An 18,006-nucleotide genomic window follows, 5' to 3' on the forward strand; every position below is an offset into this window, starting at 1 on the left:
TATCCCACTCATGTCGATCCCCAATTCCTGCTCTATCGCTCCGGTGACGGACTCCTTCGTGTTCGAACGTGCCTTTGCCATCTGTACCGAGAAGACCCTCAGGAACCTTCCCGCCCTCGCGGCCAGCGGGCGCACTTGGGCGTTTCATCCGGTCGGTCACTACGAGGAATGGATCGAAGGTTTCCTCGAGATTGGCAACTGGACCGCGGGCTTCTTCGCCGGGATGGGTGTCCTCGGATGGCGCCAATCCGGAAATCTGGCTTTCCTGCACAGGTTGTTGGAGCTGGAGCCGCTGTTCCAGCGGAAGGTCACGGAAGGGGCGGCCGATACGATGCACGACCTCGGCTTCCTTTTTTCCCCCTACGCCGTGGCGCTGGCGACGCTGACCGGCGAGGGAAAGTTCCGCGACCTCGGGATCCGGGCGGCGGAGCTGTTGGCGGGTCGCTTCATTCCGGCGGGAAACTACATCCGCGCCTGGGGACGGATGGACGAGCAAGGAACCAACTACGACGGTCTGGCGATCATCGACTGCATGATGAACCTGCCGCTGCTCTACTGGGCCGGCGAGGTCACCGGCGAGGCGCGGTTCCGCGAGATTGCCTTGCGGCACAGCGACACCACGCTCGCGCATTTCATCCGCGAGGACGGGTCGGTCTATCACTCGTTCCGCTTCCATGAGGACGGCACGCCGAAGGGGCCGGACAACTACTGCGGCCGCGCGGTGGAATCGCACTGGGCACGCGGCGCGGCTTGGGCGATGTACGGGTTCGCGCTCGGCTACCGGCACACCCGCGACGAGCGCTACCTCGAGGCGTCGATGAAGGTCACCCGCAAGTGGGTCTCGCTGCTCGACGAGGAGGTGGTGCCGGTGTGGGACTTCCGCCTGGGCGAGGGGGAAACGAAACTGCGCGACTCCTCTGCCGCGGCGATCGCGGTCTGCGCGATCCAGGAGCTCGGCGCTCTGGGGAACGCCGACGCGGAAATGATCGTCACCAAGAAGGCTCTGCTGGCGCGGCTTTGCTCGGACGACTATTTCGACAGCCGACTCGGGGTCCGCGGCGTCCTGAAAAAGGGCGAGGTCGGCGACGGAGTCGGCAAGGCCAGGTACGCCTACACCAGCTGGGGCGACTACTTCTTCATGGAAGGCCTGGCCCGTGAGATCGGCGTGGAAGTTTCCTGGTGGTAACGCCAACCGGCCCGGCCATGCCCCGCACAATCCTTTCGCAACACCAGCTCGGCGACACCTTGGTGCGCTTTCCGTACGATCCCGACACCGGAGTCGTCGGCATGGAGATCCTGCCGGCGGCGCTCGCCGCGGAAGCCGTCGCACCGCGTGAATCGCTGCGCGGCGAGACGTTCATCGACGTGCTGCCCGGCGATGACCCGTGGCCGGCTCGGCCGGTCGAGTCGTTGCTCCAGTTCAAGCTCGTCGGCGATCCCTACCCGGGCGCGTTCGTCCAGGGCCACTCGATGCGCAACTCGGAGACGCTGAGGAGCTTCGTTTTCGACGGCCAGGAGCGCCGCGACGAGGACTGCGCGACCGTGATCGAAACGCAACTCAAGTCGGCGGACGGACTGTTGGCGGTTCACCGGCTGAGCTGGCGCCAGGGCGATGGCGCGCTGACCGTCGAGTGCTCGTTCACCAATGGCTCCGACCGGCCGGTGACGTTGGAAATGTTTGCTAGCTTCTCGCTCTCCGGCATCACTCCATTCCACCACGCCGACGCGCCGGGCCGCCTGCACGTCCATCGTTTCCGCTCGGTGTGGAGCGCCGAGGGACGGCATGAATGCCGCAGCCTGGAGGAGCTTCACCTCGAGCGCTCGTGGAGCGGGGCGGGGGCCTTCAGCGAGCGCTTCGGGCAGGTCGGCACCATGCCCGTCCGGAAGTGGTTCCCCTTCGTCGCGGTCGAAGATACGGCGGTTGGAGTAATTTGGGGCGCGCGCCTCAACTGGGCCGGGTCGTGGCAGATGGAGATCTTCCGCCAGCATGACGACGTCGCCATTTCCGGCGGCCTCGCCGACCGCGAGTTCGGGCACTGGATGAAGACCGTCGCGCCGGGCGAATCATTCGAAGCCACACCGGCGACGCTGGCCTGCGTGAAGGACGATCTCGACGACCTGTGCGACCGCCTGACGGCGATGCAGGACGAGCCGGTCAACCCGCAGCCCGAGGTGGAGCAGGACCTGCCGGTGATCTTCAACGAGTGGTGCACCACCTGGGGCGATCCCAGCCACGAGAACCTGTGCGCGATCGCCGACCGCCTGCAGGGCTGCGGCGTGCGCTACCTGGTCATCGACGCCGGCTGGTACAAGCAGGAAGGCACCGACTGGAGCAGCGGTCACGGCGACTGGATTCCTGGTAGCAAACTTTTCCCCAACGGCCTCAAGGCCACGGCGGATGCGATCCGCGAGCGCGGGCTGATCCCGGGACTGTGGTTTGAAATGGAGACGGTCGGCTCGCAGAGCCAGGCGTTCCAATCAGGAAAACATTTCATCGAACGCGATGGCATCCCGGTGACCGTCCGCGAGCGCCGGTTCTGGGACATGAACGACCCGGCGGCCGTTTCCTTCCTCGCCGAACGGGTGATCGACCTGCTGGACGACTGTGGCTTCGGCTACCTCAAGGTGGACTACAACGAAACCGCCGGGCTCGGCTGCGATCACCCGGACTCGCAAGGCGAGGGCCTGCGCCGGCAGGTCGAGGGGAGCTACCGGTTCTTCGAAAAAATCCGTGAGCGCCTGCCGGATCTGGTCATTGAAAACTGCTCGTCGGGCGGCCATCGCCTCGAGCCCTCAATGATGGCGCGCACCGCGATGTCGTCGTTTTCCGACGCCCACGAACTGGTCGAGATTCCGATCATCGCCGCCAACCTCCACCGGCTGCTGCTGCCGCGCCAGAACCAGATCTGGGCGGTGCTCCATCCGCAGGATTCCCCGCAGCGCGTCGCCTACAGTCTGGCGGCCACCTTTCTTGGCCGGATGTGTTTGTCAGGAGCCATCGAGAAGCTTTCGGGCGAATCCTGGGCGCTGGTGCGCGAGGGGATCGCCCTCTATCAGAAAGCCGCGCCGGTCATCAAATACGGCATCAGTCGTAGATTCGGCGCGGTGGGGGAGAGCTGGCGCGATCCGCGGGGCTGGCAGGCGGTCGTCCGGCAGTCGGACAACCAGGCGCTGGTCGTGGTGCATACCTTCGGTGGTGCGCCGGCCATCATCGAGATGCCGCTGGCTGGCGATTGGGTGCTGGAGGATTCCCTCGGCGGGGAGCGGCCGGAGCATTCCGGCGGCATCCTGCGCCACGCGACCCGCGGCGATTTCGCGGGTTCGGTGTGGCTATTCCGGAAAGGATGAGAGACTTCGCCCTCAGTTGCCGGGGTCTCCGAGAAAGCGGATTTCCGCGACATTGCACCATCCGCCCTTTTCCGGAATGTAGCGGAGGTAGCGGAAGGGAGTCTTGTTTTGGATGCTCGCCTCGGTGAGTTCCTCGTCGGCGGGCTTGGATTTCACCCTCAGCAGGTCCACCACCTCGCCGCTGAAATCCGGCGTCTTCGAGCCTTGGAAACGCCCGCCCACCATCCGGTCCGCGGCTCCCTTTCTCGGACAGTAACGCACGCCGGTGACGACCGCCGTGGTGTCCGGACCGAGATCGAGCCCGACCCACGCGTTCTCTCCCGGCGGGTCGAAGTAGCTTTCCAGCGAACCGTCGAAGACCGTTTCCTTTTCCAGGCCGCAATTGCGGAATGACCCGTCGGTGCCGATCACCGAGCCATCGAGCTGGTGATCCGCGGTGACCGCCAGCGGGGCGCTGGTGGGGCCTTCGCCTTCCTCCAGGTCGGCGGAAACGCCGTAGTAATAGGTGGTCCCAGCCTCCAGCCCAGTATCGATGAAGGACATCTCCGGTGCCTCGACCGTGGCGATGGGGGTGTAGGGTCCGCCCTTTGACTGGGATCGTTTCACGGTGTGGCTCACGGCACCGGCCGAGCCAAGCCAGGACAGCGTGATTTGCCGACCCATCACGGTCGCACGGAGGGCTCCGGGCGGAGCGCTTTTGTCGAGCGAATCGAGCGAGTGCGTCAGCGTGGTGAAGCCGAGTCCGTCGAAGCCGCCGCTGGATCCGCCGTAGTTGAAGCCGCCGCCCTCCGGCCGCGCCTTTTCCGCGTAGGCTTCGGTCCACGGTGCCGCGATCCCCCGACGGCGCGCGTGGTGGTTGAAAAGAAGGTCCCAGCCCGGTCGCGCCAACCCGCGGCCGTGCTCGGAAATCCGTCGGTGGACTTCCAACTTCTCCTTCCCTGGATGCCCCCAGTCGCGCAGGTAGGTAACGAAGGGGACCTCATGGCCGAGGTTGTATTTCGAGACGTATTCCACCCCGGCGAGGAGGCGGTAGTCGAGGGCGCCGTAGAGATCGAGCCCCTGGTTCCAGGCGATCTCGCAGAAGCTCCCCATCAGCTGCGGACCCATCAGCGAGTGGCCTTGGTCGCGGCCGCTTTCCTGCCACTGGCCGAGGCCGTCGGGATGCATGAAGACCACCGCGTTGCGGAGCGCGCCGGTCCCCTGGCCCTTGTGGAAATAAGCAACCGCCTCGTCGAAGATCTTGCGGTCGTCGCAGACCACGCCGATGGCGATCATCGAGGCCATGTTGGCGAGGTCCCAGTTTGCCCAGTAGTGTTCGTCCACGGTGCCGTTGTGGCGGATCAGAAAGTCGTGGTTGATGTGGTAAAACCTCTCCTTGAGGTAGTCTTGGAACTTCCGGAAATCCGACCGCTCCCAGCCGCGGAAGTCGCGCAGCAATTCCGCCGTGCAGGCGAGCTGATAGCCATAGATGCCCGCCCGAAGGCAGACGTTGGAATCGCCCGCCCATTCATTGTGGCCGGCCGCCCAGGCGTTGAGGATCTTCACCGACCGCTTGGCGAAGCGCTCGTCGCCCGAGCCGCGGAAGCGCAGTGCGAGCTGGTAGGCCCGGGCGCAGTCGCGGGCCAGCCGGATGTAGTTCTCCCCGCGGCCGCCGCCCGCCTTGATCGGGGATTGGGTTTCCGGGGGGTGATTCAGAAAGCCGTCGGTGTTTTTCACCAGGATGTCCCAGCTCGACTTCCACGGATCCTCGCCCGCGGCCACCTTTGCGGCCATGCGTTGCAGGTCGGCTTCCGTGGACAGGCAACCAGGATGGATGAAGCGGGCGCTGGCAACCGCCAGCGTGAGGCTGGCAATGACAAGGTGGATGGCGAATCGGATGATCATGAGCGGGCGGGAAGAAACGGCATGTTCGGTGAAGTTGTCCTACTTTGCAATGGACCGGCATTATTCGAGAAACTGGCGATTCCGCTCCGACGATTCTAGTTTCTCTGGAAACCCCGGGCGTTCGCCACAGGGCGGCGTCATCAGCCCGACCGGATCGGAAGTTTACATGGAAAGCGTGCGGCCGGTTGCCGGATCGACAGGCGGCGGACAACTTCAAGGGCCCGCTGGTTCATGGCTTCGATCCGCTTCGGTGGGACGCGCCATGGCCGCGGACCGAGGCATGGTCATTCGAGCGGGCAACCGAAATCCGGACGCATGATGATTCCTCTATCTCCGATGAGAGCGCATTTCCAAATCGGCCACCACCAAGCCGCAGGTGTCGCAATTCTCGGTGCGTTTCAGTTCCCATGACAAGTGAGATGGCAGGATTCGAATCAGCCCGCCCATGGCGAACCTTGTGGCGGCTCTACGACCGACAGCGGTCGGATCTTCTGGTCGGCTTGGGTTTCTACGTGCTCAAGGCCAGCCCGGTCTGGGTGATCCCGATCGTCACGGCCAACATCATCGACGCTGTGGCGATGTCCCCGGAAACGGGCAACCGCCTGCTATGGACCAACGCCATCATCGGCGCCGTGATGATCGCCCAGAACATCCCGTCCGGTCTGTGCTACGGCGCGTATTCCAGTCGTGCCCTGCGCGGCATGGAGGATTCACTGCGCTCGTCGCTGGTGCGCCGCCTGCAGATGCTTTCCATCGGATTCCACCAACGCCGCGGCGCTGGCCCGCTGCAAACCAAGGTGCTGCGGGACGTCGAATCGATCGAGCAGATGAGCCGCCAGCTCATCGATGCCGGCACCTTCGCGGTGGTGAGCGTGATCGTGACGCTCGGCGTAACCGCGGTGCGCATGCCGGAGTTCGTGCCGGTGTTTTTCCTGCTCATCCCCATCGTGGCGCTGATCCGCGTGACGATGAGCGCGCGGATGAAACGCTACAATGCGGAGTTCCGCAGCTCCATCGAGTCGATGAACACCCGCGTGCTCGGCATGATCTCGATGGTGCCCGTCACCCGTGCCCATGCCTCCGAGCACGAGGCGGTCGCGCGGGTCGAGTCGAGCTTTGGCGAGGTCAGTGCGGCCGGCCAGCGGCTCGATCGCCATGGCGCGCTCTTCGGCGCGGTGGCCTGGGTGCAGTTCATGCTTCTGCAGCTAGGCATTCTCGCTGCCGGCGCGTGGTTCGTGATCCACGGCCGGCTGGATCTGACGGCGGGCGATCTGGTGCTGGTCTCGGGTTACACGGCGGCCATCGTCGCCGCGGTGATGCAGCTTAACAACATGCTGCCGGTCATCACCCGCGGCTTCGAGGGCATCCGCAGCATCGGCGAGCTGCTGGAACGTCCCGAGCTGGAGGCGAACGCCGGCAAACCCGAGGTCTCCGGGGTGGCCGGGGCCTTCCGCATTGAAAACGTGCACTTCGAATACCCGGCCGAGGACGGCGAGGACCGCATGGCCGCTTTGCGCGGAATCGATCTGGAGGTTTCCGCAGGCGAGACGATCGGCATCATCGGCCCGAGCGGCTCGGGCAAATCCACGCTCATCAGCCTGGTGATCGGTTTCCACCGGCCGACCGCCGGGCGCATCCTGCTCGATGGCGCGGACATGCATTCGCTGGACCTGCGAAGCTATCGGCGTTTCCTCTCGGTGGTCACGCAGGACACCCTGCTCTTCGAGGGGACGCTGCGCGAAAACATCGCCTACGGAATCCCGGACGTGGACGAGGCCGCGCTGTGGCAGGCGATCCGCGCGGCGAACGCTGAGGATTTCATCCGCGCCCTGCCCGCCGGGTTGGAAACCGCCATCGGAGAACGCGGCGCGCGCCTCAGCGGCGGCCAACGTCAACGGGTGGCCATCGCCCGCGCCCTGCTGCGCAACCCGCGGGTGCTCATCCTCGATGAAGCCACCAGCGCGCTGGACAGCGGCAGCGAGGCGATCGTCCAGGACGCGCTCGACCGCCTGCTGGCCGGCCGCACCACGTTCATCGTGGCCCACCGTTTGGGCACGCTGCGTCGCGCCGACCGGGTGATAGAGTTAGAGCATGGTGTGATCACCCGCACCGGCAGCCCGACCGGACTCGCGCGGCTCGATCCCGAACGCTTCTCCGCGTTCCAACACGTTTCCGCATCATGACAAAACACCGATTCCTCGCCATCGACGAAGGGCTCGCGCAGCTGCTTCACGTGGATGAAGCCCATCCCGAAAACGATTGGGCCGTGCCGGTCGGCCATCCGCAGGCGCGCGACATGCAGCTCGTCGGCGGCGGGCGTGTGCTTGTCGGCCACCACCACGGCTGGTCGGAGTTCGACATCGCCACTGGCGAGGTGCATTTCGAGAACACGAGCTACGAGGGGGTCACCGCCGCCCGCCGCCAGCCGGACGGCCGCACGCTGCTCGCCGGCGTGGACATCGCCGGGATCCAGGGAGTGGGGGTCATCGAGCTCGGCACCGATGGCCAGCCACTGCGAAAAATCCAGTATGAAGGCGACTACGTGCGGCTGATCCGCCAGACCGCCCAAGGCACGCTGCTGATGTCCTGCAACGACCGCATCCGCGAGGCCGACCTCGATGGCAACTACCTGCGCGAGTTCCCGGTGGAGGGTTTCTATCATGCGTGGAAATCGCTGCGTCTGCCGGACGGCCACTTGATGGTTTCGGCCGGTTACGGCGCGTTCATGGTGGAGCTGGATGTTGACGGAAACATCGTCCGCAAGTTCGGCGGCAAGGAGCAGATTCCCGAGGAGGTCAATCCGTTCTTCTACGCCACTTTCCAGCTCCTACCGGACGGTCACCTCGTTCTGGCGAACTGGCAGGGCCATGGCGAACGCTTCGGCGAGTCTGGCGTGCAGTTGCTGGAGTTCGATGCCGATGGAAAACTCGTCTGGCAGTGGAGCGACTCCCGCCGGATCTCCTCGCTGCAAGGTCTGCTCGTGCTCGACGGGCTGGACGTTTCCCGGCTCCATGACGAGCGTGAAGGCGTGATGAAACCTCTCTGACTCCCATGATCGATCCCGTGAAAATCTGGCCCGACAACCGCGGGCAACACATCCAGGCCCATGGCGGCGCCATTATCGACGTCGATGGGACGTTCTACTGGTTCGGCGAGGACCGCTCGCCTGACAACGAACCCGGCACCTGCCCGGTGGCCTGCTACGCCTCCAAGGACCTCATGAACTGGGAGTTCCGCGGCAAGGTCTTCGACGGCAGGAACCCGGCGAATATCGAGGGCCTGTGGCAGATCGAGCGGCCCAAGGTCTTCCACTGCAAGGCCACGGGCAAGTTCGTGATGTACCTTCATCTCGACGGCCAGGTCCCCGGCCATTGGTCGCGCTACCGCCGGGCCGAGGTCGGCGTCGCGATCTGCGACACGATCGATGGGAAGTACGAGTGGCTACGTAGTTTCCGCCCGCTGGGGAAGGAAAGCCGCGACATCGGGCAGTTCATCGACGACGACGGCCAGGCCTATCTGATTTTCGAATGCCGGCCGGAGGGCGGTTTCCACATCGCCCGACTGTCCGGCGACTACCTGGACGTCGCCGAATCCGTGGCCTTCATCAAGTCGCCGATCGAGGGCGGTGCGATCGTGAAATACGACGGCCTCTACTACTGCCTCGGCTCATTGCTCACCGGCTGGTGGCCGAACGCGAACCAGTACGCGACCGCCGAAAAGCTGGAGGGCCCGTGGAGCGAGTTCCGCGATGTCGCCCCGCCGGAAACGCTTACCTACGGTTCCCAGTCCACCTACCTGCTCAAGGTCGTAGGTTCCGAAACGACCACCGTCATCTACATGGGCGACGTCTGGCGGCCCTACGAACTCAGCGACAGCCGCTACCTCTGGTATCCGCTGCAGATCGGCGGCGGCGAGATGGCCTTGAAGCCGTTCGAGGGCTGGATGCCCGGGCCGTGGGAAATCGATGTTGGAACAGGTGTCACCCGCATCGCGAGTGCTCCGCGATGATCCGGGGGTAGCCACTTCGTCCGGCGGGTGACGGGCGATCATGGCGAAACCTTCAGCCTGAGGAATCGCGCCGGGTGATCCGGGATCGGCACGGAATCGGTCACTTCCACGACTCCCTCCACGTTTTCCACGCCTGTGCTGCTCCAGATGGTCTCCCATGTCACCAGGCTGCCGGATGCCACGACTTCATACGTCAAGGCCGGGTCGGCGATTCGGTTGAAGGTCAGCGTCAGCCTCGTGCCGTCGGGTGTCTGTCCAAGCGCGGCCACACTTCCCGCGTCTGGAACCGTCGGGTCCGCGCCGGTGGCATATTCGAGCTTGTTGCTCCTGCCGTCGTGGTCGGAGTCGGCATCGTCCGCGGCGTCGCCCGAGTTGGCGATGGTGCCGAAATTCGCCTGCCTCCAGGCCTGGATGGCGGTGAGCGGCGTGGCGGACGCCTGGTTGGAATCCGGACTCCCGCCGACGCTGTTGATCGCGCTGACGACATACCAATACATCGTTCCGTTAGCCACACTGCTGTCGCTGTAACCGGGAAGGCTCGTGGTCGCGATGAGCGTGTACGGACCGCCGCTGGCGGTCGCCCGCCGCACGTGATAGCCGGCCGCATGGGGTGACGCGGACCAGAACAGCGAGACCTGCCCGTTGCCACCCGTCGCGGTGAGGTCGGAGGGTGCGGCGGGCGCGGGGATCCAGTAGAAATCCTCCGCGCCGCGAGCCACGCTGCTGATGCGGACCTCGTCGATTTTCCCTTGGAACAGCTCGCCGGCCACGTTGCGGTTCTCGTTTCCGACGCACAGCGGGCCGCTGATCGAGCCGACACCCGTGCCGACGCCAACCGCGGTGGTGCTGAGCAGGTTGGCCGCCGTCAGGGAGGGATCCACCTTCGTCCAGTAGAGCCGAACGTTCGATCCGTCATAGCTGGCGGCGACGTGGAACCAGGTGTTCGCCGCGTAGGCGTGCGGGCCGCTGGTGGGAACCGCGGTCTTGATGTCCGCGGTGCCGCCGCTGGTGCCGTTGATGAAGTTGAGCTGCAGCTCGCCCGCGGAGCTGAGGCGGAATTGAAACCCGCGACTGGCCGCGCTGCTGTCGGTGGAGATGATCTGCTGGGTTGCGTTGAGCGTGGCCAGCGAGCTGGAAACCATCGCCTCGAGCGTCCACGGCGACTGTCCGCCGCTGCCGAGGTTCAGCGTGCTCATGGCGACGGCGTCGGCGCTGAGGCTCGCTCCGCTCACGTCCGCGTTGAACGCGCCATTGTTGCCGGCATCCCAGCCGATGACGTGGCCGGTGGTGCTGAAGCTGGCGGCATTTCCAAAGCCCGCATGGCCCGTGGTTCCGCCGATAACGGTGGTGACGACGGGCGGATTGGAGACGGCCGTGGCGAGGTTGACGCTGTAGGCGTTCTTGCCGAGCGAGCCGGCGTTGGCGGTCACCGATCCGCCGGGTGCCTCGTTGAACTGGAAGAGGATCCGCGTGCCCGAGTCCGCGACATACGGCCGGAACGGCGATTGATAGGGCGTGGCGTGGGCCTCCGGGGAGTTCGCGCTCTCGCCCTGCGTGTTGCTGCCGGTGACGACGTAGAAGTAGGTCGTGCCGTTGGAGGCGGTGGTGTCGGAATGGCTGGTGCCGGTGAGGCCCGTCGCGATGGTGGTGAAGGGGCCGCCGCTGGTGGTGGCGCGCTTCACGTTGTAGCTGCTCGTGAAGTTCGCCACGTTCCAGTCCAGGTGGACGACGCCGTCGCCCGGCGTGGCGCTGAGTGTGGCGGGCGCGGCGGGCTGCGGTGCGGCCGCGCTGGCGATTTCCCCGGTGCTGAGCGCGCGGGTGTGGATGCGGAAGTCATCGAGCCGGGCGTTGAGATACGGATCGGGGAACTGCGAGCGGCCGAGGTAGTTCTGCGTCGTCGATCCCAGGCTCGACGGCTTGAGCGTCATGCCGGTGTTGGTCGCGGCCAGCGCGCCGTTGATGTAGAGCCTGCCGGTGGTGCCGCTGAGTGTCACCGCATAGTGCACCCAGCTGTTAGCGCTGACCTGGATGGTGCTGGTGAGCTGCTGCTCGGTCACGGCGGGCGTGCAGATGGCGAATCGGAACTTCGCGTTGTTCGGCGCGGTGCCGGTGTATTGCGTGGCGAGGAACATGTAATTCGTCGTCCCCGTGCCGAAGTCGAAGATCCGCTGCCAGGTGCTGAAGCTGGCCACGTTCACCCAGCCGGAAATGGTGAAGTCCGTGATCCCGGCGACCACGCCGGATGGCAGCGTGAGGTGCTGGCTGGACGTGGCCGGCAGGTTGATCCCGCCATTGAAAAGTCCGCTCGTCCATCCCGGCGAATTGACGAGCGTGGCGTTCATCCCGTTGCCGGCGGAGTCGGCGGCGCTGGTGCCGCTGGTTTCATTGAACTTCAGCCAGACGAGCAGGTCGGACGGCACCGCGCTGACCTCGGTGGAGTCGGGGCTTTCGCCCTGCGCGTTGGTGGCCGAGATGACGTAGTAATAGGTCACTCCGTCGGTGACGGTGCTGTCGGAATAGCTCGTGCCGGTGAGACCGCTTGCAATCGTGGTGTAGCCGCTGCCGCTGGTGAGGCTGCGCTTGACGGTGTAGCCCGTCGCGCCCTGGCTGGCGTTCCACGACAGGTCGATCTTTCCGGATTTTGGTGTGGCGACGACGTTCAGGGGCGCGGCCGGTGGAATGGCCACCAGCGCGGAAACCTGGCCCGCCGTGAGGGCGTGGTTGTAGATGCGGAAATCGTCAATCATTCCGTTGAACAAGGGATCGGCGGTGAATTGCGACCTGCCGATGAGGTTGTTCACGGGCTTGAAGTCGCCGGGATTGATCGTCATTCCCGGGTTCGTTGCGACGGAACTGCCGTTGACGTAGAGCGTGCCGGTGTCGCCGCTGAGGGTCACCGCCACGTGGGTCCACTGGGTCGTTGGCAGGGCGGCGGCGGAGTTGAGCTGCTGCTCGCCGCCGCCGTTCTTGATGGCGAAACGCAGGCCGCTGCCGGTGTTGGGCGAGAGGAAGAGATACTGGTTCGTATTGTTCCCGAAATCGAAGACACGCTGGAAACTGCCGCCGCCATTCCAGCGGACCCAGGCCGCGATGGTGATGTCCTGGCATTCCACCGGGTTGCCGGGAATCGAGACGGAATCGTCCGCGCCATCGAGCACGATGCCGCGCCCGATGCGGCCCGCGCCGTAGGCCGGGGAACCGGTCGCCGTGCCGTGGAACGCGCCGATGCTGTCGTTGGTATTGTCCTCAAGCTCGTAATGCGAGCGCAGCACGTGGCCCAGCACGGCGATGTTCAGCGTGGCGTCCGCAAACGCGCTGGCGCTGTCAGTCACCCGCACGGTGAAGCTGTTCGCCCCCACGTCGCCCGCGCCGGGCGTCCCGGAAAGCGCGCCATCGGCCGCGACAGTGAGCCACGCCGGGCCGTTGACTTTTGAAAACGTGAGCGTGTCGCCGGCGTCCACGTCGCTCGCGAGCCCGGCCAGCGTCTGGTTGATGTAAGGTTGGTCGCGGGTGACATCCGCCCGTGAGATTGGATTCACGGACCAGACCGGCGGGTCGTTGGTGTTGGTGACCGTGATGTGGAGATTCGCATCGTCGGTGGCGCCGGCCGGGTCGGTCACGCGGACGACGAAGAGGTTGTTGCCGACGTCGGCGTTGGCCGGGGTTCCCGCCAGCGCGCCGTTGGAGGCGACCGTCAGCCAAGAGGGGCCGGTGAGCTTGCTGTAGGTCAGCGTGCCGCCATTGGCGTCGGTGGCCTGGCTGGCGAGGGACTGCCCCGCAAGGGAATAGTTGCTGTTCTCGGGAGCGTCAGCTAGGACGATGGGGTCGGAGGTGAAGGTCGGCGGGTTGTTGGCGCTTTGACCCCAGAGGGAATACACCTCGTTGCCGGAGAGCGCGTGGTTGTAGATGCGGAAGTCATCGATGCGGCCGTTGAAATACGGGTCGGAGTTATACATGCTGCGGCCGAGATAACAGAAGGGCTGGCCGAAGAGCGGATCGACCTGGTCGATGACCTGCGTGTCCACGGGCTTGCCATTGACGTAAAGGGTGCCGGTGTCGCCGTTGAGAGTCACCGCGACGTGGACCCACTGGTTGGTGGCGAGGATGGGGCCGTTGAGAACGCCGGTACCGTCGGTGCCGCGGGAGGTGGTGATGCTGAAACGCAGGTTGCCGCCGGTGGAGGGCGTCAGGAACATGTTTTTTTCGATCTCGCTGCCGAAGTCGAAGATGCGCTGCCAGTTGCCGCCGCCGCTCCAGAACACCCAGGTGGCGAGCGTGATGTCCTGGTAGTTGCCGGAGCCGACCGGGAGCTGGGCGTATTGTGTGGCACCGTCGAAGGCCATCGCCTGGCCGCCGCCGAAGCCGGTGGTGTAGCCGGGTGCCGTGTTGCCCTTGGGTGCCGCATCGCGGGTGCCGACGACATCGTCGGCGTTGCCTTCGAAGGTGAAGTGGGTGGCCAGTTCACGGGCGACACGCAGCGGGGCGCTGTCGAGGTCGCCGGTGGGCGTGTTGGCGGTGACGAGGTAGTAATAGGTGGTGGCGTTATCCACCGAGGCGTCCGTGAAGTTCAGATCCGGGCCGGTGACCGTGCCGAGCGTGGTATAGGGGCCGGCGAGGTTGGTGGCACGCCGGATCTCATAGCCGGTCGCGGTGGCGGTACCCCACCAGTTGAGGACGACCCGGTCCTTGCTCCAGTTTGCCACGAGGCCGCTCGGGGCGGTGCCGGCGGCGATGGGGTCGCGGGCGAAGGTGAGGCTGCCGAGGCCGAGCCAGTCGACTTGCGACGGGTGGATGCCGGGGTCCGGACGGGGCTCGGGACGGGTGGCGGCGACGACCAGCTTGCTCCAAGGCGTGGCGATGCCCTTGATGTTGGCGTAGTGGTTGTGAACCAGCTCGGACTGATAGTATTGCGCGAGTCCGCGCGCGGCACCCCAGAGCCCCTCGGTGTAGGTCAGCGAGGCGTTGCGGTGGAAGGTCCACGGGACGTCGTTTCCTAAGTTGTATTTCGCGTTGTATTCGAAGGCGCGCAGCACGCGGTTGTTGTCGTATCCGAACAGGTCGTCGCCCTGGTTCCAGGCCATCTGGCAGAGCAGGGCCATTTGATACCAGCCGCCGAGGTTGTGGGCCTGGTCGCGTCCGCTCTCCTCGGTCTGGGCGAGGCCGCCGGGGAAGGTGTACCAGGCGGCGCGTTCGACGCGGCTGTTGCCGGGGCCAAATTTGAAAAAATCGACGGCTTGCTGATAGACGGCGCGGTTGTCGCAGAGGATGCCGATGGCGGCCATCGACGCCATGTTGGCGGTGTCCCAGTTGAGCCGGTAATGGGTGTTGCCGCCCTTGGTGAAGGGAGTGTCGTGATGGCGCCAGAGGAAGTCGAGGTTCTCCGGGTAGAAGACCCGCATCATCATGTCCTTGTAGGCCTGTTTTTCGGCCACGGGCCAACCGGGGTAGGTGCTGAGGAGTTCACCACCGGTGGCGAAAAGGTAGCCGCAGATGCCGGCGGCGAGGGAACGGTTGGTGTCGCCCTGCAGGCCGAGCAGACCGGACCAGACGTTGGCGATCTGCACGGCGTGGTCGGCGTAGGCGGTGTCGCCGGTGAGTTTCCAGCGCAGGGCGAGTTCGTAGATTGCCTGGGCGTCCTGCTGCGAGCGGGTGTAGTTGTTGCCGGATGATCCGCGCACGATGTAGTCGACGTCGTAGGCGGGCCATCCGGTTTGGGCCCAGGGGCTGGCGGCGAGGGTTTCATAGCTGGATTTCCAAGGTTCTTCGTTGGCGGTGACCTTGGCGGCCATGCGGTCGAGGTCGGCCTGGGTGTGCAGCGCGCCGGGGTGGGCGAACGCTGGCGCGGGCGAGGCGAGCGCGGTCAGGTCGAGCTGGAACACCCGGTCGCCGGCCAGCGGGGTCAGCGCGGTCCCGCTGCGGTTGTAGGCGGTGCCGGAGGTGTAGGGGTCGGCGGCGAAACTGGTGCTCAGGCCGAGCCATTCGAAGTAGTTCGATGATCCGTTGCCGATGGTCAGATCGAAGCCGTAGGTGGTGTTCGGCTGGAGGTAAACGGTGTAGGGCAGATGGAAGGTGATGTAGGTGCCCGCGCCGTTGGCGCTGCTGCCGGTGCCGGGCGTCCCGGTGCCGCCCATGATGAAGTTCTGTTTGCTTACCGTGGCGAAGGCGGTGCCGCCGGTGACCTTGCCGATTTCGACGATGACCGGACCGTTCTTGGCGTTGAGATCCCAATAGACCTGGTTCGAGCCGCTGGCATTGTTGCTGGAGTAGCCGGCCATCCGGGCGGTGACGGAGCTGAGCTGGTAGCCGTTGGGATTCGATCCTGTAGTGAACGATTGCCCTTGGCGCGGCTGGTTGCTCACCACGTAGGTGCTCGCGTCGTTGGCCGCCCCGTTGTTGGCGCCGCCGTTGGAATTCACACCCGAGCCGCCGATATTGGCCGCGTCATAGGCCGCGCCGGTCCAGTTCGAGATGCTCGCCGGAGCGCCGGAGGGCGCGGCGGAACCGTAGGTGACGGTCGAGTTGAAATTGAGCGGGTGCGCCGCAAGGGGTGTCACCAGAGCGAAAACGGCGGCAGCCCAGCGCGTGACGCCGAACCGTGAAAGGTTTGGAGGAAAACTCATGGGTTTGGACGGTTTTGGTTCATATCAAACAGCAAGAAATCGAGAGAGAGGGGAATCCTCGTCAAACTTATGCGTTTAAGCTTGCTGGAAAGGCGGGAGATTTGAGACCAATCATCGCCGCCCGCAGAGTCGCGCGGTGGACTGCAGTGACCAATCCGGATCCAGAAAAACGGGTGACCCAGCGCGACGTGGCTCGCGAGCTGGGCGTATCCATCGCGACCGTCAGCTTGGGCCTGCGCAACAGCCCGGAGATCTCCCCCGCGCGGTGCCGGGAGATCCAGGCCGCGGCGGAACGGATGGGCTACCTGCCGAATCCCGCGGCGGCCGAACTCGCCCATCACCGGCGGCGCTCTTCGACCCTGCCGATCATCGCCAGCATGGCGTGGATCAACGCTTGGCAACCGCCGGACCGTCTTAGTTCCTACCGTCAGTTCGATGCCTATTGGACGGGGGCTTTCAATGCCGCGCGAAAGCTCGGCTACCAATTGGAGGAGTTCCGCCTGGGGGATGATCTGGCTGCGGATCGCCTCGACCGCATCCTCTCGGCGCGGGGCATTCGCGGCATCATGCTGCCGCCCCAGCGGGACCAACCGGCATGGGGAGATTTCCCGTGGCAGAACTATTCCGTGATCCGCTTCGGGCGATCACTCAAGGAACCCGCCTGCCACATCGTCTCGTCCGACCACGTCGCCAATGCGATGCGGGCCTTCGCGGAGATCCAGTGCCGCGGCTACCGGCGGATCGGCTTTCTAACCGATGAGGACGAGACGATGCGTCGCGGCGGCCACCACTTCGAGGCGGGGGTGCTGATGGCGCAGCGGTTCTCCAGCGAAGATGAGCGGGTCCCGATCTGCGTGATCACCCGGGTGCCAAACTCCGGCAGGGCGGAACGGGTCGCTCGGTGGGTGGCGGGAAATGGGATCGACGCCGTTTTCACCGACGTTGCCAATGCGCCCGATATCATCCGGCGGGCAGCCCTGCGTATCCCCGAAGATGTGGCGGTGTCGGCGACGAACGTCGCCGACATCGAGATCCCGGCCGGGATCGATCAGCAACCGCTGGAGATCGGGCGGGTCGGAGCTCTGCTGCTGCATTCGCTGATTTCCAACCACGAGCGAGGCATCCCCGTCATTCCGCGGCAAGTCCTGGTCGATGGCTCTTGGGTCGATGGCGCTTCGCTGCCGGACCGAAGCGTTTAGAGGTAAATCATCTGGGGTGAGGAAATACCCGGATGAGGCGGGGGCGCGAACCCAAACGCATCAGCCTCGGGCGGATTGCCTGACCGGCATGGGTTCCGCCGTTCGCTCCAATGGTTCGGGGGGGCGCCTGACATGACAAAACCCAACAAACAACACCGATGAGCCGCCCGATTTCAAACATATCGATCAATGGTTGGTTTCCCATTTCATGTGCCTTGGCGATCGCCCATGGTGTGCAGCCCGCGGCAGCGGATACCGCTTCTTGGTTGGGGTCCGCGGGCAATGCCTGGGCCAACAGCGCCAACTGGTCTCTCAATCCGCTGGTCGTCCCGGGAACCGGAGATTTCGCTATCTTCGACGGCGCCGGCAGTGGCAACACCACCCTCGATCTCGGAACGGGAGTAGGCATCGGCAACATCCTCCTTAATTCCGCCTGCGTCGCCGCCTACACCATCGCTCCCTCCGGCGAGGCGCCGACAAAGTCCTGGGACAGCAGGCGGGCGGTGCCGCTGCCATCGATATGGACGTTGAAGCGCAGAGGGAAAGCGCGGGAAGTGGTGCTGCCTGGGCCGCCGGCGACCGTGCTGGTCACGGAGGAAACATCGGCCTGCCCGACCCACAGCCCTGCCGGGGAGGTGACTTGGGCGCTGACGGGAAGTAGCACGTTGCTGAGACCGGCGGAGTCGGTCACGCGGAGAAACGATGCGGACCAATCGTCGGGCGAGCTGCCGAGTTGACTGCGGTCGAGGCCAAGTTCGACGTTGCTATGGCTGCCTCTTTGTCAATGGGTAAAGTTCTACTATTTTCATCGTAGGGGATGAGGTGCTCGCGTCCGGTTCAACGCGTCGGGGGCCGGGATGAGACAGGGCGTTTTGATCCAGTGTGAATCAGCAGTTCGCCTACGGCTTTGTATGCTGCTATTCGTGGGCTGCCCCGCTTGCGCGGGA

Annotated in this window: 9 protein-coding genes; 7 read left to right on the forward strand and 2 right to left on the reverse strand. The window is 65.1% G+C overall.

Annotation, left to right across the window (positions count from 1 at the left end; all coding sequences use genetic code 11):
* The first annotated feature begins 10 nt into the window (after positions 1-10).
* Both HNR46_RS17885 and HNR46_RS17890 read left to right on the forward strand, forming a co-directional pair.
* Positions 11-1,186 (forward strand): glycoside hydrolase family 88 protein, encoded by a 1,176-nt coding sequence (locus HNR46_RS17885; protein ID WP_184021357.1) that lies wholly within the window; start codon positions 11-13, stop codon positions 1,184-1,186.
* Positions 1,187-1,203: 17 nt separating this feature from the next.
* Entirely contained in the window at positions 1,204-3,348 is a 2,145-nt protein-coding gene (locus HNR46_RS17890; protein ID WP_184021359.1) for a glycoside hydrolase family 36 protein, read from the forward strand.
* 12 nt (positions 3,349-3,360) lie between these two features.
* On the opposite strand, the gene HNR46_RS17895 is transcribed toward HNR46_RS17890, so the two are convergent.
* Positions 3,361-5,232, reverse strand: coding sequence for an alginate lyase family protein (locus tag HNR46_RS17895; RefSeq protein ID WP_184021361.1), 1,872 nt, complete (start codon positions 5,230-5,232; stop codon positions 3,361-3,363).
* A 455-nt stretch (positions 5,233-5,687) separates the two neighbouring features.
* On the opposite strand from HNR46_RS17895, the gene HNR46_RS17900 reads away from it, so the two are divergent.
* From HNR46_RS17900 to HNR46_RS17910, 3 genes are read left to right on the forward strand one after another with little or no spacing between them, the layout of a single operon-like run.
* Entirely contained in the window at positions 5,688-7,415 is a 1,728-nt protein-coding gene (locus HNR46_RS17900) for an ABC transporter ATP-binding protein (RefSeq protein WP_221285262.1), read from the forward strand.
* On the forward strand, positions 7,412-8,278 hold the full coding sequence (locus tag HNR46_RS17905; RefSeq protein WP_184021366.1) for an NHL repeat-containing protein: 867 nt from the start codon (positions 7,412-7,414) through the stop codon (positions 8,276-8,278). Before HNR46_RS17900 ends, HNR46_RS17905 begins: the two co-directional genes overlap by 4 nt.
* A gap of 5 nt (positions 8,279-8,283) precedes the next feature.
* Positions 8,284-9,240 (forward strand): family 43 glycosylhydrolase, encoded by a 957-nt coding sequence (locus HNR46_RS17910; RefSeq protein ID WP_184021368.1) that lies wholly within the window; start codon positions 8,284-8,286, stop codon positions 9,238-9,240.
* 38 nt (positions 9,241-9,278) lie between these two features.
* Here the strand turns inward: HNR46_RS17910 and HNR46_RS17915 are convergent, their stop codons facing one another.
* Positions 9,279-15,860: a LamG-like jellyroll fold domain-containing protein gene (locus HNR46_RS17915; RefSeq protein WP_184021370.1), complete on the reverse strand. Its 6,582-nt coding sequence runs from the start codon at positions 15,858-15,860 to the stop codon at positions 9,279-9,281.
* Positions 15,861-15,961: 101 nt separating this feature from the next.
* Between HNR46_RS17915 and HNR46_RS17920 the strand changes: the two genes are divergently transcribed.
* Both HNR46_RS17920 and HNR46_RS17925 read left to right on the forward strand, forming a co-directional pair.
* Positions 15,962-17,059 (forward strand): LacI family DNA-binding transcriptional regulator, encoded by a 1,098-nt coding sequence (locus tag HNR46_RS17920; protein WP_221285263.1) that lies wholly within the window; start codon positions 15,962-15,964, stop codon positions 17,057-17,059.
* Positions 17,060-17,217: 158 nt separating this feature from the next.
* A complete protein-coding gene (locus tag HNR46_RS17925) occupies positions 17,218-17,796 on the forward strand; it encodes a hypothetical protein (RefSeq protein ID WP_184021374.1) in 579 nt (192 codons plus the stop codon).
* Positions 17,797-18,006 lie beyond the last annotated feature (210 nt).

The organism is Haloferula luteola, from assembly GCF_014201715.1.
Lineage (GTDB): Bacteria > Verrucomicrobiota > Verrucomicrobiia > Verrucomicrobiales > Akkermansiaceae > Haloferula > Haloferula luteola.